Consider the following 26,032-nt stretch of genomic DNA (forward strand, 5'->3'; position numbering starts at 1 on the left):
GCACGGCGCCAGCTCGGGGGACGGAATGGGCCACCACCGAAACACCGGACTCGCTGTAGGTCAAGGCTCAGGCCACGACCTGGTTGCGCCCGAACGCCTTGGCCTCGTAGAGCGCACGGTCAGCATGCTCATAGATGCTGCGCAGCGGATGGCCGGTCTCCGGCCACAGGCAGGAGACGCCGATGGACAGCGTCACCTCGTCCGCCGTCAGCGACCCTTCGTGAGCGATGCCCAGCGCCTGCACAGACTCGCGAACTACCTCGGCGCGCTCTCTGGCCTCGCGCTCGCTGGCGCCGTAGAGCAACACGGCAAACTCCTCGCCACCCAGGCGCACAGCCATGTCCAGTGGACGCCGCGCGCTGGTCGCGAGCACCTCGCCGATGCGCTGCAGCACGCCGTCGCCTGCCTGGTGGCCATAGCGGTCGTTGTAGGCCTTGAAGTGGTCGACATCGCAGAGCAGCAGCGCCAACCCCACGCTCTCGCGCTGGGCTTGGCGCCACAAACGTTCCAGCTGGCGGTTGAAACTGCGGCGATTGTGCAGGCCGGTCAGGGCATCGTGCTCTGCCATCACTTTCAGCAAGCGGCTGATGAGGAAGTGCTGGCGCGACTTGTAGTCCAGCAAGTAGCAGCCCACCGCACCGACCAGGTTGGCCAGCAGCAGGAACACCACGTTGCTGATCAGCTCGGGCAGCGGCAACCCCGCGTACAGCTCGAAGCCCACGTAGGCCAGCAGGATCACCGACGCGCAGCCCACCGCCTCGGTGAAGCGCAGGCCGATCAGGAAGTAGGCCGCCATGCTGACCAGCAGCAAGCCTTCGTAGGGATAGCGCTGGTCCACGGTATGGGCGATGCCCACTACGGCCGCTGCGCCGATACCGACGCTGAGAATGCAGGCCAGGCTCAGCGGCACCAGCAGGTGGATATGCCGGCGCTGCAGGATCAACCCACCGCAGACGCTCAGCAGCACGAGCACGCCGATGCGCACGGCAAGCATGTCCCAGTGTTCTGCAGTCCGGATCAGGAGAAAATCGATGGCCGCCAGCGCCAGCCAGATCAGCACCCCGATGGTCAGCGCGGTGCGCTTGAGATCGAAGCTGTCTTCGAGCAGGTAATGGCGGTACTGGGTCTCGAGGTCGGGTTCGAAACGCAGGCGGCGAAAGCCCCGGGAGAGCTGTTCGGCATAGGCATTGGAGCGGACGTCGTCCAGCCAGCTTTGTTGTTGTGGCACGCTCACCTCTTCTCGTGGAGGTCTAAGTGCCACCATAGCCTTTCGGGACGCGCGTCACAAGTTTGTCGTTTTGCCCCGTCACTAAACTGACGGAGCAGCGCACTCACCAGCGATCGTCGCGAGAGTTCCGGTAACGGTCGTGCCCATAGTAGGAGTCGTGGCAGTAGCGGCGATCCGAATGCCCACGGTGCTTGCGGCACTCGCGATCCTCGTCATCGTCGTCCTTGGACATGATGACCAGCCCCGCCACCAGCGCGACCGCCGCAACGCCGATCAAGGCGTTCTTGCCGCCCTCGGTCAGCCCGCCGCCGCTGGCGCATCCACTGAGTTGCCCGACGACCAGCAGCCCCGCCACTACCCGCACCCAGCTCGCCATCTGTCACTCCGAAAGTGATTCGTTCTGACAGATAGGACTGATGGGAAACGGCGCCGTCGCTGGCACATTGATATTTCATCTGTAACGCCGCATTTCTGGGCGATCAGACTTCCAGCTCGGCCTGCAAAGCGGCGCGCACGCAGTGCAGGACGCCCAACGGCACGCGGCCTTCGAACAGCTCGGCGATGGCGCTCACCGGCGGCAGTTCGCCGTCCTCGTCGAGGAAGGCATCCTGGACTTCGCCGAGCAGTTCCTCGGGCAGGTCCAGCGCCTGCTCCAGGCTCAGCTGCTGGCGGCCGATGGCCTCGGCTAGCAGGCTGTACACATTCTTCTCGCTGCAATCGAGCTGGCGGGCGATCTGCGCCGGCGTCATGCCGGCGCGGGCCAGGGTCACCAGTTCGTGGCGCAGGTCGGTGACCGGGGCCGGGGTGTCCGGCGCCTTCTCCGACTCGGTGAGCACGTCGAGGAAGGCCTGGCCGTAGCGCTCCAGCTTGCGCGCGCCGACACCACTGACCTGGGCCATGGCAGAAAGCGTGGTGGGCTGACTGCGGAGCATTTCCAGCAAGGTCGCATCGGGGAATATGACGTAGGGCGGCACCGAGTGCTCCTCCGCCAGCTTGCGCCGCAGGGCGCGCAGGGCTTCCCACATTTCGCGCTCTTCCTGGCGCACCAGTTGGCTGGCGGGGCTGGCGCCACCGGAGGAGGAAGACTTGCTGCGCTGTGGCTTGGGATCGCGGCGCAGGGCCAGCGTCTGTTCACCGCGCAGCAGCGGACGGCAGGCCTCGGTCAGGCGCAGGCCGTTGAAGCCGTCGACGTCCACGTCGGCAAAGCCACGGGCAACCAGTTGGCGGAACAGCGTGCGCCACTCGTCCTCGCCACGGGACTTGCCGATGCCGAACACCGCCAGGTGCTGGTGCCCGACGCTGCGCACCTTTTCGGTGTCCTTGCCCAGCAGCACGTCCACCAGATGGCCGACGCCGTAGCGCTGGCCGCTGCGGTAGATGGCCGACAGCGCCTGGCGCGCGGGCTCGGTGGCGTCCCAGGTTTCCACGCCGTCGACGCAAATGTCGCAGTGGCCGCAGGGGTTGGGCATCACCTCGTCGAAGTAGGCCAGCAGGGCCTGGCGGCGGCAGCGGGTTTCCTCGCAAAGCGCCAGCATGGCTTCGAGTTTGTGCCGTTCGACGCGCTTGTGGCGCTCGTCGCCCTCGGAGTTCTGCATCATCTGCCGCAGCAGCAGCACGTCCTGCAGGCCGTAGGCCATCCAGGCGTCGGCGGGCAGGCTGTCGCGGCCGGCGCGGCCGGTTTCCTGGTAGTACGCCTCCAGGCTCTTGGGCAGGTCCAGGTGCGCGACGAAGCGCACGTTGGGCTTGTCGATGCCCATGCCGAAGGCGACGGTGGCGACCATGATCAGCCCTTCCTCGTTGAGGAAGCGCTTCTGGTGGAAGGCGCGCAGGTCGTTGGACAGCCCGGCGTGGTACGGCAGCGCCGGGAAGCCTTGGTTGGAGAGGAACTCGGCGACTTCCTCGACCTTCTTGCGCGACATGCAGTAGACGATGCCCGCGTCGCCGCGCCGCTCGCTGAGGAAGCCCAGCAGCTGCTTGCGCGGCTGCTCCTTGGGCACGATGCGGTAGAAGATGTTCGGCCGGTCGAAGCTGGAGAGGAACTGCTCGGCGTTCTGCAGGTGCAGGCGCTGGATCATCTCCTCGCGGGTGCGCATGTCCGCCGTGGCAGTCAGGGCGATGCGCGGCACATGCGGGAACAGCTCGGCGAGTTGGCCCAGCTGCAGGTACTCAGGACGGAAGTCGTGGCCCCATTGCGACACGCAGTGCGCTTCGTCGATGGCAAACAGGCCAATCTCCAGGCGCTGCAGGAAGGCCAGCATGCGCGGCTGCACCAGGCGTTCCGGGGCGAGGTAAAGCAGCTTGATCTCACCGCGCTGCAAGCGGTCGGCAATATCGCGCTGGGCTTCGGGGCTCAGCGAAGAGTTCAGTGCCGCCACTGGCACACCCAGCTCGTCCAGCGTGGCGACCTGGTCCTCCATCAGCGCGATCAGCGGCGAGACCACTACCGTCAGGCCTTCGCGCAGCAGCGCCGGGACCTGGAAGCACAGCGACTTGCCGCCGCCGGTGGGCATCAGCACCAGCGCATCGCCGCCGCCGGCTACACGCTCGATGATCCGCGCCTGATTGCCGCGGAAGGCGTCGTAACCGAAAACGTCTTTGAGGATGCGCAGGGCCTGATCGAGCATGAGGGACTCCGAATGAAGCCGCGCATTATACGCAAGCGATCCCACTACGACCGGCACCTTGTCCGGGAAACCGTGGAAAAATCCGTCACATGCGTCCGAACCCCGTGTCGGCGCGGGCTGCAAGGGCATTTGGCTTTTGCCGCGAGCCAGCGGAAAGACTACAATTCGGGACCGATCACCTCCGAGGTAGTACCCGATGTCCTTCGCCGACCAATTGTCCCGCCTGCAAGCCTTTCTCGATGCCGATGATCTGCACGAGGAAGCCTTGGACTACGTGGCGGCACACGGCTACCTGACCGCCCTGGCGATCTGCCCGGAGGAAGTGCCGGAGCGCGAGTGGATCGATGCGCTGTTCGCCGAGCCGCCGCACTACCGCAGCGAAGAAGAGCGCAGCGAGATCGAATCCACCCTGGTCCAGCTCAAGGCTCACATCATCCGCCAGATGGCCGGTGACGAGGAACTGGAGCTGCCCTGCGAGCCCTACCTGGGCGACGAGCCGGACGACTCCGATATCCGCGGCTGGTGCATCGGCTTCATGGAAGGCGTGTTCCTGCGTGAAGCAGTTTGGTTCGAGCAGGCCGAGGAAGAGGTCAGCGAGCTGCTGCTGCCGATCATGGTCGGTTCCGGCCTGTTCGACGAACAGCCCGAGTTCGACGAGATCGCCAGCGACCGCGGCCTGGTGGACGACATGGTCGCGCAGATCCCCGAGTTGCTGACCAACCTCTTCCTGCTGTGCCAGGCGCCGGAAGAGAAGCCGGCGCTGCTGAAGCCGCGCACTCACTGATCCGCCACCGGAGCTGCGCCGCGCGGCTCCGGAATCGTTTCGCGCCAGTCGATGCCTCGAGAAATCCGCCAGAGCCGTCACGCCTGGGTTCGCTACTGCCTGCTCGGCGTCGGCTGGCTCAGCGTGGCGCTGGGCGTGATCGGCATCTTCCTGCCGGTGCTGCCCACCACGCCCTTCCTCCTGCTCGCCGCCGCCTGCTTCATGCGCAGCTCCCAGCGCTTCTACGACTGGCTGGTGAACCACCCCAGGCTCGGCCCGTGGATCCGCGACTACCTGGACGGCGAAGGCATCCCGCTCAAGGGCAAGGTCTACGCCATCGGCCTGATGTGGTGCAGCATCCTGATCTCAGGCTTTGTGGTGCAGCGCCCCTGGGCCTGGGCGTTCATGCTGACCAGCGCCACGCTGGTCAGCATCTATCTGATTCGGATGAAAACGCGGCGGCTGGACTGAGTCTTTTGCGGGCTCGAATACTGCCTCCTGCCCCTCCCTCTGAGCCCCGCCAAGCCCCGTGCTGCGGGGCCTTGCACCCAACGGCGATACGCCAGCGCAAGTTTTCGAAGAGCGCCTAGACTCCACACATCCCACATGGAGCGCTGGCGATGCAGCCACCCCGAGGAGCCCCCCGGCTGTTCGCCAGCCCGCTGCGTCTGCGGGCCGGCGTGCTGCTGCTCGCTCTCCTCGCACTGACAGCCGGCGCAGCCTGGAACTTTGACACCATCCTGAAGAACGCCGAGCAGAAGTACGGCAACCTCGGCACCGCCAAGACCCGCATAGAATCCTGGGGTCGCTTGATCCAGGACAGCGAAAACCTCGACGAGCCCACCAAGCTCAAGGCGGTCAATGCCTTCTTCAACGGCGCCCTGGTCTTCACCGACGACCGCACCGTCTGGCGCCAGGAGGACTACTGGGCGACGCCGGTGGAATCCCTCTACAAGGGCGCCGGCGACTGCGAGGACTACTCCATCGCCAAGTTCGTCACCCTGCGCCGCCTCGGGGTCGCCAGCGACAAGCTGCGCATCACCTACGTCAAGGCGCTGCAGCAGAACCAGGCGCACATGGTGCTCACCTACTACGCCTCCCCCACTGCCGAGCCGCTGGTGCTGGACAACCTGATCCCGCAGATAAAGCCCGCCTCCCAGCGCAAGGACCTCCTGCCCGTCTACGCCTTCAACGCCGAGGGGCTGTGGCTGCCCGGCCCCGGCGGCGGCAAGCGCACCGGCGACAGCAAGAAGCTGTCACGCTGGCAGGACCTGTTGACCAAGATGCGCGCCGAGGGCCTGGACCTCGACGAGACGCGATAGGAGAAACCCGGCATGTCATTGCTCAAGCAACTGTTCCTGGCGATCTGCCTGTTCCTCGTGGTGGCCTTCGCCGGCAGCTTCGCCGCCAGCCTGGAAAGCTCCCGCGAGCAACTGATCGGCCAGTTGCGCTCCCACGCTCAGGACGCCGCCACCGCGCTGGGCCTGTCGCTCACACCGCACGTGGACGACCCGGCGATGATTGAGCTGATGGTCAGCTCGATCTTCGACTCCGGCTACTTCGCCACCATCCGCGTGGTGAGCATTCCCGAGGGCAAGGTGATAGTCGAGCGTGACAGCGACACGCAGAACCAGCAGGTGCCGGCCTGGTTCGCCAAGCTGGTGAACCTCAAGGCCCAAGGCGGCGACGCCCTGATCATGCGCGGTTGGGAACAGGCCGCGCGGGTCGAGGTGGTCAGCCATCCGCAGTTCGCCCTGGCCAAGCTGTGGGACGGCGCGCTGGGCAGCCTCGCCTGGCTGCTGGCCTGCGGGCTGGTCAGCGCCATCCTTGGCGGCTGGCTGCTGCGCACCCAGCTCAAGCCGCTGGATCAGATGGTGCAGCAGGCCCACGCCATCACCCGCCGCGAATTCCTCACCCTGCCCAAGGAACCGCGCACCCCGGAACTCAAGCGCGTGGTGCAGGCGATGAACCAGATGGTCGACAAGCTAAAGGCGCTGTTCGCCGAGGAAGCCACCCGCAGCGAGAAACTGCGCGAGGAGGCCTACCAGGACAGCCTCTCCGGCCTGGCCAACCGCCGCCTGTTCGACGCGCGGCTGGATGCACAACTGTCCCCCAGCGAACAGAACGCCGCCGGTTATCTGCTGCTGCTACGCCTGAACGACCTCGCTGGGCTCAACCAGCGCCTGGGCGGGCAGCGCACCGACGCGCTGATCCGCGACGTCGCCGAGTTGCTGGAGCGTGAGCGCGAGACCCACGGCACCCCGGACTGGCTCGCCGCGCGCAGCCGTGGCGGCGAGTTCACCCTGCTCGCCCCCGGCGTCGACAGCGCCAGCGCCGAACTGCTGGCCGACCAGCTCAGCGCCGCCCTGGAGAACCTGCGCAGCACCGGCGCCAGCGATTGCAAGCCGGTGGCACACCTTGGCCTGGCGGCCTTCCGCCCCGGCGAATCGGCGGCCAGCGTGCTGTCCCGCGCGGACCAGGCACTGGCGCAGGCGCAGTCCTCGCCGGATCGTCCCTGGCAGCGCCTGGACAGCTCCGGCGGCCAGCCCGCGCAGGACTCCCGCGCCTGGCGCGAATGGCTCGACGATGCCCTGCAGAAAGGCAAGCTGCAGCTGTGGTTCCAGCCGGTGCGCGCCTGCGCCGAGAAGGGCGAACTGCTGCACCAGAAAGTCCTCGCTCGGCTGCTCGATCCCCAGGGCGAGGCCGTCGCGGCCGGGCAGTTCCTGCCGTGGATCGAGCGCTTCGGCTGGTCTGCGCGCTTCGACCTGGCGATGCTCGAACACGCCCTCGCCCACCTCGCCCAGCAACCGGCGCCGCTGGCCTTGTCGCTGTCGGCAGAAACCGTGCGCAGCGCCGAGCCGCTGCGTCAGCTGTTCGAGATCCTCCGCGCCCATCCGCAGGAAGCGCAGCTGATGATCCTGGAAGTGGACGAGCGTTACCTGCCGCCGCCGGCAGAGCTGGAGAAGCTCGCCCAGTCGGTGCAGGACGTCGGCGCCAAGCTTGGCCTGCAGCACTTCGGCGGACGCTTCAGCCTGATCGGCAACCTGACCCGCCTGGGCCTTGCGTACCTGAAGATCGACGGCAGCTACATCCGCGCCATCGACCAGGACAACGACAAGCGCCTGTTCATCGAGGCCATGTATCGCGCGTCCAACAGCATCGACCTGCCGCTGATCGCGGAGATGGTCGAGACCGAGGGCGAACTGGCCGTCCTGCGGGAGATGGGCATCGCCGGCGCGATGGGGCGGCTGGTCGGGGCGCCGAAGCCTTCGCAGAGGAATGGAGGGTAGAGGATCGCTGCCTGGTCGGCTCCTACAGGGGAATGCCGTGCCATGCGGTTCGCGAGCAAGCCCGCTCCTACAAAACACAGCGCGAAACCTCAGCCCTTCTTGCCCTTCTTCGCACTGGCGTAAGCCGCCTCCAGCGCATCGTTGATGGTCTTGAGGACCTTCACCCGCGCATAGCGCTTGTCATTGGCTTCCACCAGCGTCCAGGGCGCGATCTCGGTGCTGGTACGGTCGACCATGTCGCCCACCGCATCCACGTAGAGGTCCCACTTGTCGCGGTTGCGCCAGTCTTCCTCGGTGATCTTGAAGCGCTTGAAGGGGATCGACTCGCGCTCCTTGAAGCGCTCCAGCTGGGTCTCCTGGTCGATGGACAGCCAGAATTTCACCAGCACGATGTTGTAGTTCGTCAGCTGCTCCTCGAAGTCGTTGATCTCCGCATAGGCGCGCAACCAATCTGCATCCGAAGCAAAGCCCTCGACCCGCTCCACCAGCACGCGGCCGTACCAGGAACGATCGAAGATGGTGAATTGCCGGCGCGCCGGGATGTGCCGCCAGAAGCGCCACAGATACGGCTGCGCGCGCTCCTCCTCGGTAGGGGCGGCGATCGGCACGATGCGGTACTGACGCGGGTCCAGCGCATCGGTCACGCGACGGATCGCGCCGCCCTTGCCGGCGGCGTCGTTGCCTTCGAACACGGCGATCAGCGAATGGCTGCGGAAGAGCTTGTCGCGCATCAGCGTGGCCAGGCGCGCCTGCTCCTTGGCCAGCTGTTCCTTGTACTGGTCCTTGTCCAGCGACAGGCTCAGGTCCAGCGCATCCAGCAGGCCCTTGTTGTCCAGGCTGGAGACCAGCGGCGCAGCATGGGGCTGCGGGGTCGGGCGGTCCTTGCGCTTGAGCGCGGCCTGCAGGCTTTCGAGAATAGTGCGGCCGACCGTCAGGCTGCGGTAGCGCTCATCGGAGCCCTCCACCACGTACCAGGGCGCATAGTCGCGACTGGTGCGGCGCAGCACGCGCTCGCCGTAGCGCACGAACTTGTCGTAGACCTCGCTCTGCTTCCAGTCGATCTCGCTCAGCTGCCAGCTGCGGGTCGGGTCGTTCTCCAGCGCCTTGAGGCGCTCCTTGAGCTGCTTCTTGGAGAGGTGAAACCAGAACTTGAAGATCAGCGCGCCTTCGTCGGAATACATCCGCTCGAAGCGTTCGGCATCGCTGATCAGGCCATCGAGCTGGCTGTCCTTGATCTCGCCGGTGACCCGCGCATAAAGCATCTGGCTGTACCAGTTGCCGAAGAAGATACCGGTCGTACCCTTGGGCGGCAGGCGGCGCCAGAAGCGCCACTGCGGTGGCCGCGAGAGCTCCTCGTCGGTGGGCAGGAGGAAGCTCTCCACCCGGATCAGCCGCGGGTCCATCCACTCGTTGAGCAGCTTCACCGTCTCGCCCTTGCCGGCACCCTCGATGCCGTTGATCAGGATGATCACCGGGAAACGCGCCTGCTGCTTGAGCTCGTACTGCGCCTCGAGCAGGGCTTCGCGCAGCACCGCGACTTCCTTCTCGTAGGTTTCCTTGTCGATGGAATGACCGATCTCGGCGGATTCGAACATGCAGCTCTCCTTGTTTCGAAGTGAATAGAAGGTAGCGGATGTGACGCAGGCTGTCTGCGCGGCGGATCGGCTAAACTGCCGGCTTCGTTTCACAACCCTGCCCCCACATGCCAGACATCAGCAGCGCCCAGATCGACTGGGACGAGAACGGCCAGCCGACCTCCCGCGTCTACGGCGACGTGTATTTCTCTCCCGTCTCCGGGATCGCCGAAACCCACCACGTGTTCATCAACGGCAACCGCCTGCCCGAACGCTTCGCCGCGCTGCCCGCCGGGGGGCGCCTGTGCATCGGCGAGACCGGCTTCGGCACCGGGCTGAACTTCCTCTGCGCCTGGCAGTTGTTCGAAGAGCAGGCGCCGAGCGATGCACGGCTGCACTTCGTCAGCACTGAAAAGTACCCCGTGGCGCCGGAGGACCTGCGCCGCGCCTGCGCCCTTTGGCCGGAGCTGGCGCATCTGTCAGAGCAGTTGCTGGAGCAGTACGTGGCGATCAACCCCGGCTTCCAGCGCCTGGTCTTCGCCGAGGGCCGCGTGGTACTGACCCTGCTGGTGGGCGATGTGCTGGAAACCCTGCCCGAGCTGGACGCACGCATCGACGCCTGGTTCCTCGACGGATTCTCCCCAGCGAAGAACCCGGAGATGTGGAACGACGCGCTCTATGCACAGCTCGCCCGCCTCTCGGCGCCGGGCACGAGCCTTGCCACCTTCACCAGCGCCGGCTTCGTCCGCCGCGGGCTGGGCGCGGCCGGCTTCAAGATCCGCCGCACCCTGGGCTTCGGCAAGAAATGGGAGATGTCCCAGGGCGAATTCCTTGGCAACGAACAGCCGGCCGGCAAACCCTGGTACAGCCGCCCCGTTCACCCCAAAGGCCCTCGGGAAGCACTGGTGATCGGTGGCGGCATGGCCGGTTGCGCCAGTGCCGCCAGCCTGGCCGCGCGGGGCTGGCAGGTGACGCTGATCGAGCGTCACGCGGGCCTCGCCGAAGAGGCCTCGGGCAATCCTCAGGGCGTGCTGTATCTGAAGCTTTCCGCCCACGGAACCGCGCTGTCGCGGCTGATAGTCAGCGGCTTCGGCCACACACGGCGGTTGATCCAGCGCCTGCAGAAAGGCGAGGAATGGTCCGATTGCGGTGTGCTGCAACTGGGTTTCGATGACGCCGAGACTCAGCGCCAGGCGAAGCTGGCCGACGCCTTCCCGCCGACGCTGCTGCGTCAGCTGGACAAGGCCGAGGCGGAATCCATCGCCGGCATCGGCCTGCCGGCCGGCGGGCTGTTCTACCCCGAAGGCGGCTGGGTGCATCCGCCCGCGCTGTGCCGGCATCTAGCAGCGCATCCGAATATCCGCGTGCTGACCGGCAAGGAAGTCCTCCTGCAACGCGAAGCCGATGGCTGGAGTGCTTGGAGCGGCGAGCAGAAGCTCGCCGGCGCGCCCGTCGCCATCCTCGCCACCGCCGCCGAAGTGCGTCGTTTCGCAGGTGCCGAGTCGCTGCCGATGAAACGCATCCGCGGGCAGATCACTCGCGTGCCGGCCACCGCCGAGAGCGCCGTGCTGCGTACCGTGGTCTGCGCCGAAGGCTACGTCGCCCCGCCGCGCCGCAGCGAGCACACCCTGGGCGCCAGTTTCGAATTCAAACGAGACGACACTGAGCCATCATTGGAAGAACACCTGGGCAACCTCGACCTGCTGGCGGAGATATCCACAGACCTGAGCGAGCGCCTGCACATCGCCCAACTAGACCCGGCAACGCTGCAGGGCCGCGCCGCCTTCCGCTGCACCACCCCGGACTACCTGCCGCTGGTGGGCCCGTTGGCGAATCGCGAAGCCTTCATGCAGTCGTACGCGGTGCTCGGCAAGGATGCGCGCCAGGTACCGGAGACGCCCTGCCCCTGGCTGGACGGCCTGTACCTGAACAGCGCCCATGGCTCACGCGGGCTGGTCACCGCGCCACTGGCGGGCGAGCTGCTGGCCGCCTGGATCGACGATGAACCGCTGCCCTTGCCCCGTGCCGTGGCCGAGGCCTGCCACCCGAACCGCTTCTTCCTGCGCGACGTCGTGCGCGGCCAGAAGAACTCCTGAACACCTCGCAGCCCCTCGACAGGGCCGCGACCAGCTTCCAGAGCGGACCACCGACATGGATGCACTGCTGCTTGAATCTTCCGCCATCGGCCTCATCCTCGGGCTGCTGCTGGGCCTGACCGGCGCTGGCGGTTCGCTAGTGGCGCTGCCCCTGCTGCTCAGCCTGCACCTGCCCTTGCACGACGCCATCGGCGTCAGCCTCGGCGCGGTCGCGCTGTCGGCAGCTATCGGTGCCGTGCCGCGCGCACGGCAGGGCCAGGTGGCGTGGAAGCCGCTGTTCTGGCTGGTAATCACCGGCTGGCCGGGCAATGCCGTCGGCCAGTGGCTGGGCAAGTTCATGCCGGACGCCTGGCTGATCGTCGGCTTCTGCCTGCTGGTACTGTGGTCGGCCTGGCGCATGTGGCAGGGCTCCAGCCAGCCACGCACCTGTGACAAACCGATGCGCAACGCGCCGCTGCTGGGCGTCGGCCTGGCAGTGGGCTTGCTGTCGGGCCTGATGGGCGTGGGCGGCGGGTTCCTGATCGTGCCGGGGTTGCTGTGGTTCACGCCGCTGTCGATGCTGGCGGCGACGGCGACCTCGATGGCGGTGATCGCGCTGGTGTCCGGCGGCGGTTTCCTGCTCTATCTCACCCATGCGCAACCGCCGCTGCCTTTGCTGGCGTGCCTGGCAGCGGGCGGTGCGCTCGGCGTGCTATTCGGCAATCGCCTCGCGGTACGGCTGGGTGGCGCGACGCTGCAGCGCCTGTTCGCGCTGATGCTGGTGGCGGTCAGCCTGTCGCTGGCCGCACAGAAACTGATGAGCTGATTGTCGTCGAAAGGGCCTAGAACTCTTCTTCCTCGGCCTCGGCTCCCGGCGTCTCGAACAACTCGGCGGCGCGCAGCAGCCCGGCGAGGATGGCGTGCTGCTCCCACTCGGGCAGCCCGGCGAAACGCTCCAGGGCATGCTCCGGCAATAGCGCGGGGCCGTGTTTGAGGGCCTTGCGCCCGTCGGATTCGAGGCTCATCCACTGCTTGCGCCGATCATCGTCGTCGCGCCGGCGGGCCAGCAGCCCTTTGCTTTCCAGGCGAGTCAGCGCGCTGGAAATGGACGACTGCGACAGCGCCACCTGCCGCGCCAACTGACCAGCGGTTATCTCCCCCTCCAACTCCACCACCTGCAGGATCAGTAGCTGCAGCGGCGTCAGTTCGCCGTCGCGGCCCAGGCTCTTGGAGTGCACTTCCGCCGCCTGCTGCAGCCGTCTCAGGGCCTGCAGCATGGAGAGTGCGTGGGCGTTGCGCATCGAAGTCTTGCTGTCGGCCATCTCAGTCCACCTGCTGCTCCGTCATTTTTTCTCAATGAAATCAGATAGAACTCTCGCCAGATCGACGGGTCATCCCCTAAGGCGTCCCTGAGGCGCCACCCACTTCATCCCCAACGGAGATCCGGTAAGGACATGTGCGGAATAGCAGGAGAGTTACGTTTCGATAAACAGGCTGCGGACCTTGCCGCAGTCGAACGCATCACCCATCACCTGGCCCCGCGAGGTCCCGATGCCTGGGGCTTCCACAGCGAAGGGCCGGTGGCCCTCGGGCACCGGCGGCTGAAGATCATGGACCTGGCCGAAGCATCCGGTCAGCCGATGATCGACACTTCGCTGGGCCTGTCGCTGGTATTCAACGGGGCAATCTACAACTACCCCGAACTGCGCGGCGAGCTGGAAGCCCTTGGGTACCGCTTCTTTTCCGGAGGCGACACCGAAGTACTCCTGAAGGGATACCACGCCTGGGGCGAACAACTATTGCCACGCCTCAATGGCATGTTCGCCTTCGCCATCTGGGAACGCGACAAACGGCGCCTGTTCATCGCCCGCGACCGCCTCGGTATCAAGCCGGTGTACCTGTCGCAGACCGGCAAGCGCCTGCGCTTCGCCTCCAGTCTGCCGGCACTGCTCAAGGGCGGTGATATCGACCCGGCGCTGGACCCGGTGGCACTCAACCACTACCTCAACTTCCACGCCGTGGTCCCCGCGCCGCGCACCCTGCTGGCCGAGGTGCAGAAACTGCCGCCGGCTACCTGGATGACCATAGACGCTGATGGCCACACCGAGCGCCAGCGCTGGTGGACCCTGGACTACGGCCCGCTGCCGGACGAGCGCGAGCTGACCCTGGACGACTGGGAAGACCGCCTGCTGAGCAGCCTGCGCGATGCCGTGAGCGTGCGTCAGCGTGCCGCCCGCGAAGTCGGCGTGCTGCTCTCCGGCGGGGTGGATTCCAGCCTGCTGGTCGGCCTGCTGCATGAAGCCGGCGTCGAGGACCTGCTGACCTTCTCCATCGGCTTCGAGGATGCCGGCGGCGAGCGCGGCGACGAGTTCCAGTACTCCGACCTGATCGCCAAACGCTACGGCACTCGTCACCACCAACTGCGCATCGACGAGAACGAAGTCATATCGCAGCTGCCGGCGGCGTTCCGCGCCATGAGCGAGCCAATGGTCAGCCACGACTGCATCGCCTTCTACCTGCTCTCGCGAGAAGTCTCGAAGCGCTGCAAGGTGGTGCAGAGCGGCCAGGGCGCCGACGAGCTGTTCGCCGGCTACCACTGGTACCCGAAGGTGGCCGGCGCCAAGGACCCATTGCAGGCTTATCGCGCAGCGTTCTTCGACCGCACTCACGGCGAGTACCTGGACACCGTGCGCGAAGCCCTGCGGGTGGAGGACGTCGCCAGCGACTTCGTCCGCGAGCACTTCGCCCAACCCGGCGCGGAGGATCCGGTGGACAAGGCCCTGCGCCTGGACAGCACCATCATGCTGGTCGACGACCCGGTCAAGCGTGTGGACAACATGACCATGGCCTGGGGCCTGGAGGCCCGCGTGCCGTTCCTCGACTATCGCGTGGCGGAGCTGTCGGCGCGCATTCCGTCGCGCTTCAAGCTCGGCGACGGCGGCAAGCAGGTGCTCAAGGCCGCCGCGCGCAAGATCATCCCCAGCGAGGTGATCGACCGGCCCAAGGGCTACTTCCCGGTGCCGGGCCTCAAGCACCTGCAAGGCAATACCCGCGCCTGGGTCAGCGAGTTGCTGCTGGACCCGAGCCAGGACCGTGGCCTGTTCGAGACGGCGATGTTCGACCGCCTGCTCAGCGACCCGGCAACCGACCTCACCCCGCTGCGTGGTTCCAAGCTGTGGCAGTTGGCAGCCCTCAACCTCTGGCTGACGGAACAAGGCCTCTAGAGCTCGGCAGCGCCGCCTCGCGCGGCGTTGCCTTTTCCTTCAGCCCAGGACAGAAGCCTTATCAGGGAGCGCAAGATGAAACCCCATTCCAACCTGCCCCATCCCCACAACCAGCGGCTGCTGCGCGGCCAGACACCGACCTACGAGCGCCTGCAGGCGCGCTTCGCCGGGGATCACGCGGAAAGTCATGGCCCACTGATCCTGCAGTGCGGCTGGGGTCGCCTGCTGATCGGTCACACCTTCTCCAGCCCGGACAAGCTCGCCGCCGAGCTGCTCAACGAACAGCCCGGCGAACGCGACATCGCCCTTTACGTCGCCGCGCCGCAGCAGGTGCTGGCCCACGCCCCGCAGCAACTCTTCCTCGATCCGTCCGACGCGCTGCGCCTGTGGTTCACCGACTACCGCCCGGCGCGCCGGCCCTTCCGTGGCTTCCGGATTCGCCGCGTGCACAGCGATGACGACTGGGCTGCGATCAATCGCCTGTACCTGTCGCGCGGCATGCTGCCGGTCGACCCTTCCAACGTCACGCCGCGCCACCAGGGCGGCCCGGCCTACTGGCTGGCAGAAGACGCCGAAACCGGCACGGTGATCGGCACCGTCATGGGCATCAACCACGCCAAGGCCTTCCGCGACCCGGAAGGCGGCTCCAGCCTCTGGTGCCTGGCGGTGGACCCGCAATCCAGCCGGCCCGGCGTCGGCGAAGCGCTGGTGCGCCACCTGATCGAGCATTTCATGAGCCGAGGTCTTGCGTACCTGGACCTGTCGGTGCTGCACGGCAACCAGCAGGCCAAGTCGCTGTACCGCAAGCTGCGCTTCCGCGAGCTGCCGACCTTCGCGGTGAAGTGCAAGAACGGCATCAACCAGTCGCTGTTCCTCGGCCCCGGCCCGGAGGAAGGCCTCAACCCATACGCCAAGATCATCGTCGACGAAGCACATCGGCGCGGTATCGAAGTACAGGTGCAGGACGCCGACGCCGGTCTTTTCACCCTGACCCAGGGCGGCCGGCGCATCCGCTGCCGTGAATCGCTGTGCGATCTCACCAGCGCCGTGAGCATGAGCCTGTGCCAGGACAAGACCCTCACCCACCGCGCCCTCGACCGAGCCGGCCTGCGCCAGCCGCAGCAGCGGCTGGCTGGCAGCGAGCAGGAGAATGCCGAGTTCCTCAAGGAGCACGGCACGTTGGTGGTCAAGCCGGTGGACGGCGAACAGGGCCAGGGCGTCGCCGTGGACCTGCGCACACCAGAAGAAGTGGAGGACGCCATCGCCCACGCGAAGCAGTTCGACACCCGGGTGATCCTCGAGAGCTACCACCCCGGCCAGGACCTGCGCATCGTGGTGATCGGCTATGAAGTAGTGGCCGCCGCCATCCGCCGCCCCGCCGAGGTGATCGGTGATGGCCGGCACAGCATCCGCAAGCTGATCGAGGCGCAGAGCCGCCGTCGCCAGGCCGCCACCGGCGGCGAGAGCCGCATCCCGCTGGACGCCGAAACCGAACGCACCCTGAGCGCCGCCGGCTTCAGCTACGACGACGTGCTGCCCAGCGGCCAGCGCCTGGCCGTGCGGCGCACCGCCAACCTGCACACCGGCGGCACCCTGGAAGATGTCACCGAGCGCCTGCACCCGGCGCTGGCCGACGCTGCCATCCGCGCGGCGCGGGCGCTGGAGATTCCGGTCACCGGCCTCGATCTGCTGGTCACCGAGGCCGACCAGGCGGACTACGTGATCATCGAAGCCAACGAGCGGCCGGGTCTGGCCAACCATGAGCCGCAACCCGTCGCCGAGCGCTTCGTCGACCTGCTCTTCCCGCTCAGCCGCGAACTGCTGCACCGCGACAACCGTGACCAGCCACACTCCAACGTGGAGGCCCCGGCATGACCCAACTGCCACAACCGGACCTGAACTACCTGCAGCGCGTGCTGCTGGAAATGCTCGCCATCCCCAGCCCTACCGGCTTCACCGACACCATCGTGCGCTACGTCGCCGAGCGGCTGGAGGAGATCGGCGTACCCTTCGAAATGACCCGCCGCGGGACCATCCGCGCGACCCTGCTGGGCCGGCGCAAGAGCCCGGACCGCGCGGTCTCGGCGCACCTGGACACCATTGGCGCGATCGTCCGCGAGATCAAGCCCAACGGCCGCCTGGCACTGGCGCCGGTGGGCTGCTGGTCGAGCCGCTTCGCCGAGGGCAGCCGCGTCACGGTGTTCTGCGAGAACGGCGTGTTCCGTGGCAGCGTGCTGCCGCTGATGGCCTCCGGGCACGCCTTCAATACCGCCGTGGACTCTCTGCCGATCAGCTGGGACCACGTCGAGTTGCGCCTGGACACCTACACCGCCAGCCGCGCCGACAGCGAGTCCCTGGGCGTCGCCATCGGCGATTTCGTCGCCTTCGACCCGTTGCCGGAGTTCACCGAAAGCGGCCACATCAGCGCCCGCCACCTCGACGACAAGGCCGGCGTCGCCGCGCTGCTCGCCTCGCTCAAGGCCATCGTGGAAAGCGGCCAGGTGCCGCCCATCGATTGCCACCCGCTGTTCACCATCACCGAGGAAATCGGCTCCGGCGCGGCCGGCGCGCTGCCCTGGGACGTGAGCGAGTTCGTCGGCATCGACATTGCCCCGGTGGCCGAGGGGCAGAACTCCAGCGAGCACGCGGTGAGCGTGGCTCTCCAGGACTCCGGTGGGCCCTACGACTTCCATCTTTCCCGCCACCTGCTGCGCCTGGGTGAGCGCCATGAGGTCGCCGTCCGGCGGGACCTGTTCCGCTACTACCACAGCGACGCGCAATCGGCGATCACCGCCGGCCACGACATCCGCACCGCCCTGCTGGCCTTCGGTTGCGACGCCACCCACGGCTACGAGCGCACCCACATCGACAGCCTTGCCGCCCTGGCGAAACTGCTGACGGCGTACATGCTCAGCCCGCCGGTGTTCGACAGCGATGCGGAACCCAGCGAAGGCACACTGGAGCGCTTCAGCAAGCAGCTGGAGCATCCGGTACACATGGAAAGCACCACCCACGTGCCGCCGGTGGACGACCTGATAGACAGCGGCGATGGCTCGTCCGACAAGGGCAAGGAGCCGGACAAGGGCAAGAAGTGAAGCTGCGTTGAGCGCTGCGCGGGACTACAATCCCGCGCTGCGATTCACGAGTAGCCCGCCATGCTGATTCCCTTCGAGCTGATCGAAGCCGACACCCTCAACAACCTGCTGGAAGACTTCGTCACCCGCGAAGGCACCGACAACGGCGACGACACGCCGCTGGACGTGCGCGTGGAGCGCGCGCGCCATGCACTCAAGCGCGGCGAGGCGGTGATCGTCTTCGATCCGGAAAGCCAGCAGTGCCAGCTGATGCTGAAAAGCGAAGTGCCGAGGGATTGGCTGGAGGACTGACACCTCCTTTCAGGAACGCCCATGGCCATCGCGCCAGGTTAATGCCGCGCAGGATGGCGTGGAGCGCAGCGATACCCATCGATTGCGCGTACCCACAGCATGGGTATCGCAAGCTCCACCCATCCTACGCCGAAGCTCAGCGGCTGGACGGTGCAGGCTCTTCGTAGGAGCGAGCTTGCTCGCGAACCCCGCGCTCGCGGGCCATGTCTGTATCGCCGGTTACTCTGTTCGCGAGCAAGCTCGCTCCTACAGGTTTGGCTGGACCATGGGCGATGTAGGGCGCATAACGCCAACAACGTTATCCGCCGATTGCTGACCGGCGGATAAAGCGTTCCGCTTTATCCGCCCTACGGCAATTCCGTCCCGCTCAGGGCGCGAAGCGCGGCCCGAGCAGCACCACGCTGGCGCCGATCACGCAAAGCGCCACACCAACCCAGTCGCTCCACAGAGGACGACTCTTCTCGACGAAGGCCAGCCAGAACAGCGACGCGGCGACGTAGATGCCGCCGTACGCGGCATAGGCGCGCCCGGCGTAGTTCGCCTCGACGCGGGTGAGCAGCAGGGCGAAGACCGTCAGGCTGAAAAGGCCGGGAACTATCCACAGGGCGCTCTTGTCCAGGCGCAGCCATAGGTAGAAGGCGTAGCAGCCGGCGATCTCGCAGAAGGCGGCGAGGACGAACCAGAGGTAGTTGATCATGGGGTTCTTTCCGTGACGGGAAGTACGCCGGTCAGCCACGCAGGCCGCCTTCGCGTTCCCAGGCGCAGCGCACTTTCAGCTCACCTTCGCGGGGGCTGTGGAAGCCGTTCTCGGACTCCCAGCGGAAGGTGTGGCTGCCGTTGACTTCGGTTTCCAGATGCACCACCGCGCTGGCCCAGTAGAGGCGGCGCAGCAGGGCTTCGAACTGTTCGACCCAGAGTTTCCACTCGTACTCGATGGTCTGGTAGCTGGCGCCGAAATGGATCACCTGGGATTGGTAGAGGCCCGCGCCTTCGGTCTCGCAGCGGCTGAACATCTCGCGGCCGAGGAACGGCCAGGCCTCGCCCATGGGCAGGCTGTCGAGCACCTTGCGGTTGGCGGCACGCCGCAGGCGGCGCTCCATCGAGTCGCCGGGCCAGTCGCGGATGCAGCCATAGACGATGGATTCACAGTGCAAGCGGATTCTTCCTTCAATGACACCGGAGCCTTCTAACACAGGCCTGGCATGGCGCAAAGCGCGAATCCCCGCAGCTGCGCAGTAGCCCGAAAAAGCAAAAGCCCCGCGAAATGAGCGGGGCTTTCACCGGGGTCCAACGTACATCAGCCAGGCAGGCCGGTGACTAAAATTAACCCTTTGCACCGGCCTGGGCAAGCCCTCTCTTTCATTGCACCGAAAGGGGGCAAATTCCTGGTTCAGAACCTGCTTTACGATCTTGCGAGCTAGAGCATTTCTCAGCTGTACTCAACGCAGTTATGCCGACGCGCAGCAGATCGTAATCAGGCTCTCAGCTCAGGCTACGGCGCTTGGCTTGCATCTTCTCGGCCATTTTCGCCATCTCGTCGTAGATCGCCTGGGGGTTCTGCTGCTTGATCTGCCAGGCCATGCGGCCCTGTTCGTGGGGCAGGATCATGAAGACGTCGCGGGCCACTTCCTGGTGGATGTAGTCGGCGATGTCGGCGGCGCTGATGGGCGAGCTTTCCAGCAGCTTGCCGACCTGGGTCTTCATTTCCGGACTCGGGCCGCGGAAGGAATCCAGCAGGTTGGTCTGGAAGAACGACGGGCAGACCACGTGGACCTTCACGTCCACCAGGCTGAGGTCGGCCAGCAGGCTTTCCGAGAGCGCCACCACGCCGGCCTTGGCGACGTTGTAGTTGCTCATCGCCGGGCCCTGCATCAGAGCGGCCATGGAGGCGATGTTGACGATGCGTCCCTTGCTCTTTTCCAGCAGCGGCAGGAAGGCCTTGCAGCCCTTGACCACACCCATCAGGTTGATCGAGATCTGCCAGTCCCAGTCTTCCAGCGACAGTTCGCTGAAGAAGCCGCCGGACGCGACGCCGGCGTTGTTGACGATGATGTCGATGCCGCCGAATTTCTCTTCGCAGGACTGCGCCAGCTGGGTCAGCTGGCTGTAGTCACGCACGTCGCAGCGCTGGGTGAAGCCGTCACCGCCGGCGTCGCGCACCAGCTTCAGGGTTTCCTGCAGGCCTGCTTCGTTTACGTCGGCCAGCGCCAGCTTCCAGCCCTCGCGGGCCCAGCGCAGGGCGATTTCGCGTCCGAGGCCGGAACCGGCGCCGGTGATCATGATGCGATTTTGCATAGGGGAGGTCTGCCTTTTCTTGTCTTGTTCGGGACGGGCAATCGACAGGGTTTGTCGACGACTGTGGGCCGAAGTGTAACCAAGGCTTTCTGCTCTCAGCGGCGAAATCAGGGCGCTGAATGCCCCTGGCAAACCGCCGGCGCACCAGCAGTTCGCGGGTTGCGCGGTCAGGCCTGGAGGAGCACGCAGAGCTTGCCCAGCACCAGGGCGATACCGGCGGAGACAAGAAGGTGAGCGGCGCAGTTGATGCGCTCGCGCTTGAGCTGGGCGAAACCGCTGATACGGTAGCGCAGCATGAAGACCCCCAGCGCCACGGGAAGGGCCGGGCCAAGGAAGGCGAACTGCCAATAGCGATCGGGGTTGACCACCGGGTCCAGGGTCATGGCTTCGGCCAATGGCGGCAGGCCCAGCCCGCACTGGACGAGCAACCACACCACGCCCAGCACAACCAGTACAACGCCCAGCATCCCTACGACTCCCTGATGGCAAAGGCCCAGTATGTTAGTACAGGAGCCCCACGAGGGCTGTGCGACGAATCACCCTGCGGCGTATCAGCGCTGTGACGTAGGTGGGGAAAACGGATACCCGCCGGAGCGAAGGCCGAATGATCGCGGACGACGTCCGCTCCTGCGCAGGTGAAGGATGCGGTGTATTAGTAGGAGCCACTGTTTTCTTCTGTCAGCCCGTACCAGGGTTTGCCCTCTCCCCCGCCCTGGCTGCACGCCCCGCTCCGAAGGGAGAGGGAGCAGATCGTGCCAGCTGACGCCATGGTTTCACCGTCTGCACGACGGTCCCTCCCCCGCTTGCGGGAGAGGGTTAGGGAGAGGGCGCTCTAACAGCCTTCAGATCCGTCCGAGCAACAACAACACCAGCAGCACGACCAGCACCACGCCAATCACACCGGAGGGGCCATAGCCCCAGTTACGCGAGTGGGGGAAGACCGGCAGGCCGCCGATCAGCATCAAGATCAGGATGATCAACAGGATAGTCCCGAGTCCCATATCGTCTCTCCTCTTTCAGTCGACGAGGGGCGATGGCTCGCGGGATGCGATAGGCCAGCGCTTGTAGATACCGACCGAGGCGGCACGCGGAAGATTCAAAGAATCTGCGCGCGCCAGAGTCAGCTCAGCTCGCGGGGCAGCGAGCCCTTGCGCAAACGCAGGAACATCAGCGCGGCGGTGCGCGCATCGCCGATGGCGGTATGACGGCCTTCGATGGGGATATCCAGATTGCGCGCCAGGGTGTCGAAGCGCAGGTCCAGGTGCAGGTCGGGAAAGCGCCGGCTCATCTTGCGGTGGTAAATCTCCGAGACCTCCACGCGAGGGTTGTCCAGCCGCGCATCGAACTGCTCGCGCAGGTGCCGGCGCAGCACCGCGACGTCGAAGGACAAGTAATAGCCCAACAATGGCCGCTCGCCGATGAATGCCTGCACCCGGCGCAACGCCTCCGCAAGCGACAACTGGCCTTCGAGGTCGGCCCGACGCAGCTTGTGGATGCGGATCGACTCGCCATCCAGCGACGGCGGCGGCTCCACCAGCAGTTCCAGGCGCTCGCCGAGGATCAGCTTGCCACGCCGGATCATCACCGCGCCGATGCTGAGGATGTCAGCCTTGCGCGGGTCGAGGCTGGTGGTCTCCAGGTCCAGCGAGACCAGCTCGTCCGCTTCCACCGGGTCGTGCCGCCACCAGTAGAGACGGCGGCGCCAGGCGGACCAGTGCGGATCGGGGGCAACGACGCAGGCGTTCATCGGGTCTCCAGGTGGAATTGGCGGGTCAGGCTCTGCTTGAATTTCTTCACCGTGTGCAGCCCGAAGCGCAGCAGGTCGCGCTCATGGCGGCTGAGACGGGAAACATCGAGCCCCTGTTCCCGTCCGTCGCGCTGGCCGTCCAATTGCTGGCGCAGGCGCAGCTGGAGGAACAGCTCGAAGGCTTCGGACAGGTTATCGACCAGCGATTCATCCAGCACGCCGAGCGCCTTCAGCGCGGCGAGGCGGCCGAGCGTGCCGCGCTCGTCCAGCCCTTCGCGCACGGCCAGCACGCGGGCGCCGTGAACGATGGGAAAGATGCCGCCGCGCTTCACGTCCAGTTGCGCGTCCCGGGTCTTCAGCTGGCCGAGGAAGGTCAGCGGCGTGTCAAATTGCAGGGCCGGCAGCGCCAGATCGCTCATCCAGCGGCTGCTGTCGCCGGCCAGCTGGTACAGGCATTCGCGCAGGCTGTCGAACAGCCTCCGGTTGCCTGCCACCGGCCAGGCGTCGGCGAGGATCGACAGGCGCATCAGTTGTTCGGGGCGGCCTTGCAGCGGCAGCTCGCGCAACTCGCGCTGCCATTCGGACAAGGGTTTGCACCACTCCGGCCGGCTGGCCATCACGCCGCCTGGACACGGCGGGTAACCGAACTCCAGCAACGCGGCGGAGAAGCGCTGCATCAGCAGCAGGCCCTGCTCCACCGGCAGGCCGTCGTCGAGTATCAGCGCGTTGTCCTGGTCGGTCTTGAGCAGTTGCTCCGCGCGTCCTTCGCTGCCCATCACCAGCAGGCAGCAACGGCCCCGCAGCACCGGCGGCACCTGCAGTTCGAACAGGCGCTCGAGCAGTTGTTCGTTGAGCGCGCTGACCAGTTGCATGATGAAGCGCAGGCGAATGCCATTGCCCGCCAGGGTCGCGATCAGCGTGTGCAGGGTCTCGGCGGCGGCGCGCAGCTCGGCCTCGCTTTCGGCGCGGGCGATGCGCAGCGCCAGCACGTGGGAATGGGTGGAGAACAGACTGAGCACCTGAGTCAGGTGCAGCAGGCCGACCACCCGACCCTCTTCGCACACGGCCACGCGTTCGATGCGCTGGCGGGTCATGAGAATCATCGCGTCGAAGAGGAAATCGCCCAGCTCGACATGGCTCAGCGGACGGTGCGCCAGCGGGCCGATGGGTTGTGCCTCGCTGAAGCCGTCGCGGAAGTGCGCGGTCATCAGGTCGGTGCGGGTGACGATGCCCAGCGCCCCATCCTCGCGCACCAGCAGCGCGTCCGCACCACGGCAGAGTTGCAGGCGCGCCGCGTCGCCCAGCGGCAGGCCGGGCTCGACTTCGATGGCGGGCAACAGATGTTCGGGGGCGATGCGGGTGAGGATGAACTCGGCCAGGTTCTGCCCGTCGCGGCGCTCCAGCTGGCGCTTGCTGGCCAGGTCCGCGCGGAAGAAGCGGGCGAATTGCGGGTTGTCCGTGCACAGCTGGTGGAACACCGCCGCCGGCAGTTCGTAGACGATGCTTTCTTCCACCGCCTGGTAGCGGTGCTTGCTGCTGCCGGAGAACAGCCCGCGCACATCGAACAGATCTTCGGCGCCGTACTGGGCGAACAGCTTGCCGTCCTCGCCGCGCTCCTCGATCACGCCCTTCATCAGGATGAACAGGCAAGGCACCGGCGCACCGGCTTCGAGCAGCACTTCGTCGACCGTGTAGTAGCCCACGCTCAGCGCGTCGCGCAGCTGCTCGCGCTCCAGCGGGCGGAGCTGGTCGAAGGGTGGCGAGGCGAAATTGAAATCGTCGGACATCCGTAATCCATCCCTGTAAAAAAGCAGGGCCGGAGGTGTTTCCACCCCCGGCCCCGGCAGGTTAGCTCAGGCTATCAGTGGGCGGCTGCGCCACTGGCCCCCAGGCCGGTCTGCGAACGGATGAACTGCGGGAAGAAGCGCGCGCGCTCCTCGTCGGCAGCGGTCGACTTGTCGGTGATGGAGAAGAACCAGATACCGATGAAGGCCACGGCCATGGAGAACAGCGCCGGGTACTCGTACGGGTAGATGGCTTTCTCGTGGCCGAGGATCTGTACCCAGATAGTCGGGCCGAGGATCATCAGGGTCACCGCGGTGATCAGTCCGAGCCAGCCGCCGATCTTGGCGCCACGGGTGGTCAGCTTCTTCCAGTACATGGAGAGCAGCAGCACCGGGAAGTTGCAACTGGCGGCAATGGAGAAGGCCAGGCCGACCATGAAGGCGATGTTCTGCTTCTCGAACAGGATGCCGAGCACGATCGCGACGACGCCCAGGCACACGGTGGTGATCTTCGAGACGCGCAGTTCATCCTTCTCGTTGGCCTTGCCGCCCTTCAGCACGCTGGCGTACAGGTCGTGGGACACGGCCGAGGCACCGGCCAGGGTGAGGCCGGCAACCACCGCCAGGATGGTGGCGAAGGCCACGGCGGAGATGAAGCCCAGGAACAGGCTGCCGCCCACGGCGTCGGCCAGGTGCACGGCCGCCATGTTGTTGCCGCCCAGGAGGGCGCCGGTGGCGTCCTTGAAGTCCGGGTTGGTGCTGACCAGCAGGATCGCGCCGAAGCCGATGATGAAGGTCAGGATGTAGAAGTAGCCGATGAAGCCAGTGGCGAAGAATACCGACTTGCGGGCTTCCTTGGCGTCACTGACGGTGAAGAAGCGCATCAGGATGTGCGGCAGGCCGGCGGTGCCGAACATCAGCGCGAAGCCCAGGGAGAACGCGGAGATCGGGTCTTTCACCAGGCCGCCGGGGCTCATGATGGCCTCGCCTTTGGGGTGAACCTTGATGGCTTCGGAGAACAGGGTGCTGATGTCGAAGTTGACGTGCTTGAGCACCATGATCGCCATGAAGGTGGCGCCCGAGAGCAGCAGCACGGCCTTGATGATCTGGACCCAGGTTGTGGCGAGCATGCCGCCGAACAGCACGTAGAGCACCATCAGGATGCCGACCAGCACGACCGCGACGTGGTAGTTCAGGCCGAACAGCAGCTCGATCAGCTTGCCGGCGCCGACCATCTGCGCGATCAGGTAGAAGGCCACCACCACCAGCGAACCGCAGGCGGACAGGGTGCGGATATCCTTCTGCTTGAGGCGGTAGGACGCCACGTCGGCGAAGGTGTACTTGCCCAGGTTGCGCAGGCGTTCGGCAATCAGGAAGAGGATGATCGGCCAGCCGACGAGGAAGCCGATGGAGTAGATCAGGCCGTCGTAGCCGGAGGTGAACACCAGCGCGGAAATGCCCAGGAAGGACGCGGCGGACATGTAGTCGCCGGCGATTGCCAAACCGTTCTGGAAACCGGTGATGCTGCCGCCGGCGGTGTAGAAGTCAGCGGCGGATTTGCTGCGCTTGGAGGCCCAATAGGTGATGCACAGGGTCAGGCCGACGAAGGCGACGAACATGACGATGGCGGAGATATTCAGCGGCTGGCGCTGCACCTCGCCAGTGAGGGCGTCAGCCCAGAGTGCGGGGGCAAATACGGCCAAAGCGAGGGCCGCAGAAATTCGGCCTTTCATTGCTGGGCCTCCTTGAGGATTTCCTGGTTCAGGCGGTCGAATTCACCGTTCGCCCGGCGCACGTAGATGCCGGTCAGCACGAAGGCCGAGAGGATCAGCCCGACGCCCATGGGGATGCCCCAAGTGACGGACGAATCGGCACTGATCTTCGCGCCGAGCAACTGCGGCTGGAAGGCGATGAGCAGGATGAAGACCACGTACAGGCCCAACATGATCAGGGAGAGCAGCCAGGCGAATCGCTCGCGCTTGGCCACCAACTCTTTGAAGCGCGGATTGGTATCAATCCGCTGGTAGATGCTGTCGTTCATT

Annotated in this window: 24 protein-coding genes; 10 read left to right on the forward strand and 14 right to left on the reverse strand. The window is 66.1% G+C overall.

The genetic code is table 11. The features are described from left to right. Positions 1–67: 67 nt before the first annotated feature. The 3 genes from ACIPK7_RS01320 to recQ all read right to left on the reverse strand — a co-directional run bounded on the left by ACIPK7_RS01320 (position 68) and on the right by recQ (position 3,852). Positions 68–1,264 carry a diguanylate cyclase gene (locus ACIPK7_RS01320; protein ID WP_192430410.1) on the reverse strand — a complete coding sequence of 399 codons (1,197 nt, stop codon included), beginning with the start codon at positions 1,262–1,264 and terminating at the stop codon, positions 68–70. Between the two features lie 67 nt (positions 1,265–1,331). After that, positions 1,332–1,604 carry a hypothetical protein gene (locus tag ACIPK7_RS01325; protein ID WP_401084630.1) on the reverse strand — a complete coding sequence of 91 codons (273 nt, stop codon included), beginning with the start codon at positions 1,602–1,604 and terminating at the stop codon, positions 1,332–1,334. Between the two features lie 103 nt (positions 1,605–1,707). Next, on the reverse strand, positions 1,708–3,852 hold the full coding sequence (gene recQ, locus ACIPK7_RS01330; RefSeq protein ID WP_192430412.1) for a DNA helicase RecQ: 2,145 nt from the start codon (positions 3,850–3,852) through the stop codon (positions 1,708–1,710). A gap of 196 nt (positions 3,853–4,048) precedes the next feature. Here recQ and ACIPK7_RS01335 point away from each other — a divergent pair, with 196 nt between their 5' ends. From ACIPK7_RS01335 to lapD, 4 genes are all read left to right on the forward strand, one after another. Continuing rightward, positions 4,049–4,636 carry a YecA family protein gene (locus ACIPK7_RS01335; protein WP_192430413.1) on the forward strand — a complete coding sequence of 196 codons (588 nt, stop codon included), beginning with the start codon at positions 4,049–4,051 and terminating at the stop codon, positions 4,634–4,636. A gap of 51 nt (positions 4,637–4,687) precedes the next feature. Beyond that, positions 4,688–5,086, forward strand: a complete 399-nt coding sequence (locus ACIPK7_RS01340; protein WP_192430414.1) for a YbaN family protein — start codon at positions 4,688–4,690, stop codon at positions 5,084–5,086. 149 nt (positions 5,087–5,235) lie between these two features. Continuing rightward, the gene (gene lapG / locus ACIPK7_RS01345) at positions 5,236–5,937 is read left to right on the forward strand and encodes a cysteine protease LapG (RefSeq protein ID WP_192430415.1); all 702 of its coding nucleotides are present in this window, start codon (positions 5,236–5,238) and stop codon (positions 5,935–5,937) included. A 12-nt stretch (positions 5,938–5,949) separates the two neighbouring features. Further along, positions 5,950–7,905: a cyclic di-GMP receptor LapD gene (gene lapD, locus ACIPK7_RS01350; protein WP_192430416.1), complete on the forward strand. Its 1,956-nt coding sequence runs from the start codon at positions 5,950–5,952 to the stop codon at positions 7,903–7,905. Between the two features lie 89 nt (positions 7,906–7,994). Here lapD and pap read toward each other — a convergent pair whose 3' ends face one another. Continuing rightward, positions 7,995–9,500, reverse strand: a complete 1,506-nt coding sequence (gene pap, locus ACIPK7_RS01355; RefSeq protein ID WP_401084637.1) for a polyphosphate:AMP phosphotransferase — start codon at positions 9,498–9,500, stop codon at positions 7,995–7,997. Between the two features lie 107 nt (positions 9,501–9,607). Between pap and mnmC the strand changes: the two genes are divergently transcribed. Both mnmC and ACIPK7_RS01365 read left to right on the forward strand, forming a co-directional pair. Continuing rightward, positions 9,608–11,575: a bifunctional tRNA (5-methylaminomethyl-2-thiouridine)(34)-methyltransferase MnmD/FAD-dependent 5-carboxymethylaminomethyl-2-thiouridine(34) oxidoreductase MnmC gene (gene mnmC / locus ACIPK7_RS01360; protein ID WP_401084639.1), complete on the forward strand. Its 1,968-nt coding sequence runs from the start codon at positions 9,608–9,610 to the stop codon at positions 11,573–11,575. Between the two features lie 55 nt (positions 11,576–11,630). Further along, positions 11,631–12,380: a sulfite exporter TauE/SafE family protein gene (locus tag ACIPK7_RS01365; RefSeq protein WP_401084642.1), complete on the forward strand. Its 750-nt coding sequence runs from the start codon at positions 11,631–11,633 to the stop codon at positions 12,378–12,380. A gap of 16 nt (positions 12,381–12,396) precedes the next feature. Here ACIPK7_RS01365 and ACIPK7_RS01370 read toward each other — a convergent pair whose 3' ends face one another. Next, entirely contained in the window at positions 12,397–12,876 is a 480-nt protein-coding gene (locus tag ACIPK7_RS01370) for a MarR family winged helix-turn-helix transcriptional regulator (protein WP_192430420.1), read from the reverse strand. Positions 12,877–13,008: 132 nt separating this feature from the next. Here ACIPK7_RS01370 and ACIPK7_RS01375 point away from each other — a divergent pair, with 132 nt between their 5' ends. The 4 genes from ACIPK7_RS01375 (at position 13,009) to ACIPK7_RS01390 (ending at position 18,164) form a co-directional block, all read left to right on the forward strand. Then, on the forward strand, positions 13,009–14,778 hold the full coding sequence (locus ACIPK7_RS01375; RefSeq protein WP_401084645.1) for an N-acetylglutaminylglutamine amidotransferase: 1,770 nt from the start codon (positions 13,009–13,011) through the stop codon (positions 14,776–14,778). 75 nt (positions 14,779–14,853) lie between these two features. Continuing rightward, positions 14,854–16,653 (forward strand): N-acetylglutaminylglutamine synthetase, encoded by a 1,800-nt coding sequence (gene ngg / locus ACIPK7_RS01380; protein ID WP_401084648.1) that lies wholly within the window; start codon positions 14,854–14,856, stop codon positions 16,651–16,653. Continuing rightward, entirely contained in the window at positions 16,650–17,873 is a 1,224-nt protein-coding gene (locus tag ACIPK7_RS01385; RefSeq protein ID WP_192430423.1) for an osmoprotectant NAGGN system M42 family peptidase, read from the forward strand. Before ngg ends, ACIPK7_RS01385 begins: the two co-directional genes overlap by 4 nt. A 60-nt stretch (positions 17,874–17,933) precedes the next feature. Continuing rightward, on the forward strand, positions 17,934–18,164 hold the full coding sequence (locus ACIPK7_RS01390) for a YheU family protein (protein ID WP_401084651.1): 231 nt from the start codon (positions 17,934–17,936) through the stop codon (positions 18,162–18,164). 367 nt (positions 18,165–18,531) lie between these two features. Here ACIPK7_RS01390 and ACIPK7_RS01395 read toward each other — a convergent pair whose 3' ends face one another. The 9 genes from ACIPK7_RS01395 to ACIPK7_RS01435 all read right to left on the reverse strand — a co-directional run bounded on the left by ACIPK7_RS01395 (position 18,532) and on the right by ACIPK7_RS01435 (position 26,031). Then, positions 18,532–18,861, reverse strand: a complete 330-nt coding sequence (locus ACIPK7_RS01395; protein WP_401084654.1) for a YnfA family protein — start codon at positions 18,859–18,861, stop codon at positions 18,532–18,534. Between the two features lie 31 nt (positions 18,862–18,892). Next, positions 18,893–19,318 (reverse strand): hypothetical protein, encoded by a 426-nt coding sequence (locus ACIPK7_RS01400; protein WP_024766159.1) that lies wholly within the window; start codon positions 19,316–19,318, stop codon positions 18,893–18,895. A gap of 328 nt (positions 19,319–19,646) precedes the next feature. Further along, positions 19,647–20,459, reverse strand: a complete 813-nt coding sequence (locus ACIPK7_RS01405) for an SDR family oxidoreductase (RefSeq protein ID WP_192430426.1) — start codon at positions 20,457–20,459, stop codon at positions 19,647–19,649. A 167-nt stretch (positions 20,460–20,626) separates the two neighbouring features. After that, positions 20,627–20,926: a hypothetical protein gene (locus tag ACIPK7_RS01410; protein WP_192430427.1), complete on the reverse strand. Its 300-nt coding sequence runs from the start codon at positions 20,924–20,926 to the stop codon at positions 20,627–20,629. Positions 20,927–21,301: 375 nt separating this feature from the next. Next, the gene (locus ACIPK7_RS01415; RefSeq protein ID WP_017522017.1) at positions 21,302–21,460 is read right to left on the reverse strand and encodes a DUF3309 family protein; all 159 of its coding nucleotides are present in this window, start codon (positions 21,458–21,460) and stop codon (positions 21,302–21,304) included. A gap of 119 nt (positions 21,461–21,579) precedes the next feature. Continuing rightward, positions 21,580–22,206 (reverse strand): 3'-5' exonuclease, encoded by a 627-nt coding sequence (locus tag ACIPK7_RS01420; RefSeq protein WP_401084657.1) that lies wholly within the window; start codon positions 22,204–22,206, stop codon positions 21,580–21,582. Further along, positions 22,203–23,993 carry a DUF294 nucleotidyltransferase-like domain-containing protein gene (locus tag ACIPK7_RS01425; protein ID WP_401084660.1) on the reverse strand — a complete coding sequence of 597 codons (1,791 nt, stop codon included), beginning with the start codon at positions 23,991–23,993 and terminating at the stop codon, positions 22,203–22,205. Before ACIPK7_RS01425 ends, ACIPK7_RS01420 begins: the two co-directional genes overlap by 4 nt. Before the next feature lie 74 nt (positions 23,994–24,067). Beyond that, positions 24,068–25,723 (reverse strand): cation acetate symporter, encoded by a 1,656-nt coding sequence (locus ACIPK7_RS01430; RefSeq protein ID WP_192430430.1) that lies wholly within the window; start codon positions 25,721–25,723, stop codon positions 24,068–24,070. After that, the gene (locus ACIPK7_RS01435) at positions 25,720–26,031 is read right to left on the reverse strand and encodes a DUF485 domain-containing protein (RefSeq protein ID WP_024763446.1); all 312 of its coding nucleotides are present in this window, start codon (positions 26,029–26,031) and stop codon (positions 25,720–25,722) included. The genes ACIPK7_RS01430 and ACIPK7_RS01435 overlap by 4 nt, the downstream gene beginning before the upstream one ends. Position 26,032 lies beyond the last annotated feature (1 nt).

The organism is Pseudomonas sp. NPDC086581 (genome assembly GCF_044746165.1).
Classification (GTDB): Bacteria; Pseudomonadota; Gammaproteobacteria; order Pseudomonadales; family Pseudomonadaceae; genus Pseudomonas.

Coding starts and splice junctions, on each gene's coding strand:
- ACIPK7_RS01320 (WP_192430410.1), bottom strand. CDS start 1,264: ATGGTGGCACTTAGACCTCCACGAGAAGAGGTGAGCGTGCCACAACAA.
- ACIPK7_RS01325 (WP_401084630.1), bottom strand. CDS start 1,604: ATGGCGAGCTGGGTGCGGGTAGTGGCGGGGCTGCTGGTCGTCGGGCAA.
- recQ (WP_192430412.1), bottom strand. CDS start 3,852: ATGCTCGATCAGGCCCTGCGCATCCTCAAAGACGTTTTCGGTTACGAC.
- ACIPK7_RS01335 (WP_192430413.1), top strand. CDS start 4,049: ATGTCCTTCGCCGACCAATTGTCCCGCCTGCAAGCCTTTCTCGATGCC.
- ACIPK7_RS01340 (WP_192430414.1), top strand. CDS start 4,688: ATGCCTCGAGAAATCCGCCAGAGCCGTCACGCCTGGGTTCGCTACTGC.
- lapG (WP_192430415.1), top strand. CDS start 5,236: ATGCAGCCACCCCGAGGAGCCCCCCGGCTGTTCGCCAGCCCGCTGCGT.
- lapD (WP_192430416.1), top strand. CDS start 5,950: ATGTCATTGCTCAAGCAACTGTTCCTGGCGATCTGCCTGTTCCTCGTG.
- pap (WP_401084637.1), bottom strand. CDS start 9,500: ATGTTCGAATCCGCCGAGATCGGTCATTCCATCGACAAGGAAACCTAC.
- mnmC (WP_401084639.1), top strand. CDS start 9,608: ATGCCAGACATCAGCAGCGCCCAGATCGACTGGGACGAGAACGGCCAG.
- ACIPK7_RS01365 (WP_401084642.1), top strand. CDS start 11,631: ATGGATGCACTGCTGCTTGAATCTTCCGCCATCGGCCTCATCCTCGGG.
- ACIPK7_RS01370 (WP_192430420.1), bottom strand. CDS start 12,876: ATGGCCGACAGCAAGACTTCGATGCGCAACGCCCACGCACTCTCCATG.
- ACIPK7_RS01375 (WP_401084645.1), top strand. CDS start 13,009: ATGTGCGGAATAGCAGGAGAGTTACGTTTCGATAAACAGGCTGCGGAC.
- ngg (WP_401084648.1), top strand. CDS start 14,854: ATGAAACCCCATTCCAACCTGCCCCATCCCCACAACCAGCGGCTGCTG.
- ACIPK7_RS01385 (WP_192430423.1), top strand. CDS start 16,650: ATGACCCAACTGCCACAACCGGACCTGAACTACCTGCAGCGCGTGCTG.
- ACIPK7_RS01390 (WP_401084651.1), top strand. CDS start 17,934: ATGCTGATTCCCTTCGAGCTGATCGAAGCCGACACCCTCAACAACCTG.
- ACIPK7_RS01395 (WP_401084654.1), bottom strand. CDS start 18,861: ATGATCAACTACCTCTGGTTCGTCCTCGCCGCCTTCTGCGAGATCGCC.
- ACIPK7_RS01405 (WP_192430426.1), bottom strand. CDS start 20,459: ATGCAAAATCGCATCATGATCACCGGCGCCGGTTCCGGCCTCGGACGC.
- ACIPK7_RS01410 (WP_192430427.1), bottom strand. CDS start 20,926: ATGCTGGGCGTTGTACTGGTTGTGCTGGGCGTGGTGTGGTTGCTCGTC.
- ACIPK7_RS01415 (WP_017522017.1), bottom strand. CDS start 21,460: ATGGGACTCGGGACTATCCTGTTGATCATCCTGATCTTGATGCTGATC.
- ACIPK7_RS01420 (WP_401084657.1), bottom strand. CDS start 22,206: ATGAACGCCTGCGTCGTTGCCCCCGATCCGCACTGGTCCGCCTGGCGC.
- ACIPK7_RS01425 (WP_401084660.1), bottom strand. CDS start 23,993: ATGTCCGACGATTTCAATTTCGCCTCGCCACCCTTCGACCAGCTCCGC.
- ACIPK7_RS01430 (WP_192430430.1), bottom strand. CDS start 25,723: ATGAAAGGCCGAATTTCTGCGGCCCTCGCTTTGGCCGTATTTGCCCCC.
- ACIPK7_RS01435 (WP_024763446.1), bottom strand. CDS start 26,031: ATGAACGACAGCATCTACCAGCGGATTGATACCAATCCGCGCTTCAAA.